Genomic DNA, 2,845 nt, shown 5'->3' with positions numbered 1-2,845 from the left:
GCGGCCGTCCGGGTCGCGCCCGTGGGCCTGCGCCGCGTGCCGGGCCACCAGCAGCAGCCGGTCCCCGCCCCGCACCGGGCAGCCCCCGACCACCCCGTCCGCCGCCGCCACCCGGGGCAGCACCGGCGAGGCCGCCGTCACCCGCAGCAGTTCCTCCGCCAGCCGGGGCCGCAGCTCCGCGTCCGCGGCCTGCCCCCACAGCCCGGCGTCCGCGCACCACGCCACCGCCCGCGGCAGCGCCGCCACCGTCGTGTTGACCGCCGCCACCGCGAGCATCGCCGACAGGGGGTCCCCGCCGGGCAGCAGGGCGCGCAGCCGCTCCGCCGCCCGGGCCGCCTCCGCCGCCGCGCCCGGCCGGGGGAGGCCCGGCAGGTGGTCCCGTACCGAGGCCGCCGCCGCCTCGGCCGAAGCCCGCGCGAGCACCAGCGGGTCGGCCGCGCAGTCCAGCAGGGCGCACACCACCGACCCCGCCAGCTCCCGCGCCAGCGCCACCACCTCCACCTCCCCGCCCCGCCCCAGCGGCGCCAGCCCCCGTTCCAGCAGCGGCCGCCACACCTCCCGCAGCCGTTCCACCCCCGCCGCCCCCAACGCCTCGGCCAGGCCGCGCCGGCCGGCCCGGTGCCCGCCGCCCTCCTCGTCGAACAGCACGCCTCCCCCCAGCGCCTCCCGCGCCGCCCCGCCCGTCGTCCCCGCCGCCGTCCGGTCCAGCGGCAGCCGGTTCAGCGCCTGCCGGTACGCCTGCGCGTCGTGCACCAGCACCGTGCCGCCGAGCCGCCGCACCCCGCTCCCGCGCGTCGCGGCCAGCAGCCCGAAGAGGAGGGGATGGCCGCCCAGGTACACCCGGCGGTCCCGCCTGCGGGCCCGGGTGTGGGCCCGGGTGTGGGAGCTGGTCATCGGACGTGGACCTCTTTCATGTCGACGGGCCGGTAACGCCGGTCCCAGTACCAGAGCAAGGTGCGCCGCGCACCCCAGGAACGCAGCCGCCGCAGGCTGTTCTCCACCACCAGCCGCTCGCAGCGCACGACGCGCGCACTGTGCTCGCGCGCCCGGTTGAGCAGGGTGACGTCCTCCGAGCCCTCCTCCAGCGGCTCCCGCGGCGCCCCGCCGCAGCGGACGTACAGCTCGGCCGTGATGCCGAGGTTGTGGCCGTGGCACAGCACGTACGGGGCCCGGAAGCGCGGGCCACGGTGCGCGGGCCGCCACCGGCCGTACAGCGCCGACAGCCGCACCAGCGCCGGCAGCAGCCGGGCCTGCGCGAACCCGGGCCGCTCGTCCCGGCGCGGCACGCTCCGCCCGCACAGCATCTCCGCCCCCCGTGCGAACTCCGCGCGGGCCACGGCCGTCCAGTCCCGGGCCGGCAGACAGTCCGCGTCCGTACGCAGCAACAGGCGCGCCCCGCCCCGTACCGCGTACCGGAACCCGGTGTCGGCCGCCGTCCCCGCCCCGGGTTCGGGTTCGTGGACCAGCTCGACGGGAAACGGCGCCGAGCGCGCGAACTCCCGTACGATCCGGGCCGTGCCGTCCGTCGAGGCGTTGTCGACGACCACCAGCCGGAAGTCCCCGTCCTCCTGCGCGGCCAGCGCCGCCAGGGTCGCCCCGATCGACCCCGCCTCGTCGTACGCCGGGACCACCACCCACAGGTTCACCGCACACCCCCGCCCAGCCGGGCCGCCGCCAGCGCCGACACCGCCGCCCGGTCCGGTTTGCGCGAGCGCCCCGACAGCGGGATCCGCGCGAACAGCAGCGCGTCCGGCCGGGCCGTGCCCATCGCCCGCAAGGGCTCCGACAGGGCCGCGCGCAGCGCCGGTTCGGGCACCCCGCGCTGCGGCTGCACCACCGCGACGAGCCGCTCGTCCCCGTCGCCCGCCGGCACCCCGACGAGCACGCCCAGCTCCACGCCCGGCACGTGCAGGCCCGGTTCGTACAGCCCCGGGTAGATGTTCTCCGCCCGCCGCAGCACCATGTCCTTGCAGCGCCCCTCCAGCACGATCCGCCCCGCCCCGTCCAGCCGCGCCCGGTCACCGGTACGCACCCACGGGTCGGGCTCCTCGCCCAGGTAGCGGTCCCGGGCGGCCGGGCCGGTCAGCAGCAGCTGCCCCCGCGCGTCCACCGCCGTACGCACCCCGGGCAGCGGGGCGCCCACCAGGTCCCCGGCCGCGTCGAAGGCGGCCTTCTCCCGGGACTCCACGGCGGCCGCCGGGAACAGCTCCGTCAGCGCGTACACCCCCCACGCCTCCCGCGCCCCCGCCGCCCGCACCCGCCCCAGCAGCGCCGCGCTCGCCGGGGCCGAACCCGTCCACACCCGGCCCCCGAACCGGGCCCCCGCCCCGAGCGCGTCCCGCAGCTGCGGCGGGGTCAGGTACGTGTCCCGGGGCGCCAGCCGCGCCAGCTGCCGGGCCAGCACGACGGGGGTGCGGGCCGGCAGTGCCACCGGCGCGCCCTGCGCCAGCGAGGGCACCAGCACGAAGAAGGTCCCGCCCAGCACGGGCGCGCCGCCGCGGGCGTCGAAGAGGGAGGCCACCGTCTCCATCCCGGCCGCCAGCCCCGCCCGCGTGTGCACCACCGCACGCGGCCGGGAGGTGGTCCCGGAGGTGAACACCACCACCGCGTCCCCGTCCCCCTCGCACCCCGCCGGCACCCCCGCCCGCGGGGCCCCGAGGTCCAGCGCGGGCGCGCAGCCCGGCAGCCGGGGCCCGACGGTGGCCACCGGCCCCAGCGCGGCCAGCTCCGGCAGCTCCAGCCGGGCCCGCCGGGCCAGCGGCGCCGCCCAGCCCGCCACCGCCTGCGCGGCCGCGTCGGCCAGCACCAGCGCAGGCCGGGCCAGCTCCAGCCGGGCCCGCAGCAC

The 2,845-nt window shown here is 79.9% G+C and carries 3 protein-coding genes; all 3 read right to left on the bottom strand.

Annotated features, from left to right (window positions below; all coding sequences use genetic code 11):
• Nucleotides 1-894, bottom strand: an 894-nt coding sequence (locus tag ACFVXK_RS37975; protein ID WP_389621771.1) for a cytochrome P450, incomplete at its 3' end; no start/stop codon positions are given.
• On the bottom strand, nt 891-1,646 hold the full coding sequence (locus tag ACFVXK_RS37970; protein ID WP_389621768.1) for a glycosyltransferase: 756 nt from the start codon (nt 1,644-1,646) through the stop codon (nt 891-893). The genes ACFVXK_RS37975 and ACFVXK_RS37970, both read right to left, overlap by 4 nt.
• A partial coding sequence (locus tag ACFVXK_RS37965; RefSeq protein ID WP_389621765.1) for an AMP-binding protein occupies nt 1,643-2,845 on the bottom strand: 1,203 nt, incomplete at its 5' end. The genes ACFVXK_RS37970 and ACFVXK_RS37965, both read right to left, overlap by 4 nt.

This window comes from Streptomyces sp. NPDC058157, assembly GCF_042884105.1.
In the GTDB taxonomy this organism is placed as follows: Bacteria; Actinomycetota; Actinomycetes; order Streptomycetales; family Streptomycetaceae; genus Streptomyces.
The sequence above is the reverse complement of the archived record's forward strand: the minus strand, read 5'-3'. Positions and strand labels throughout refer to the sequence as shown.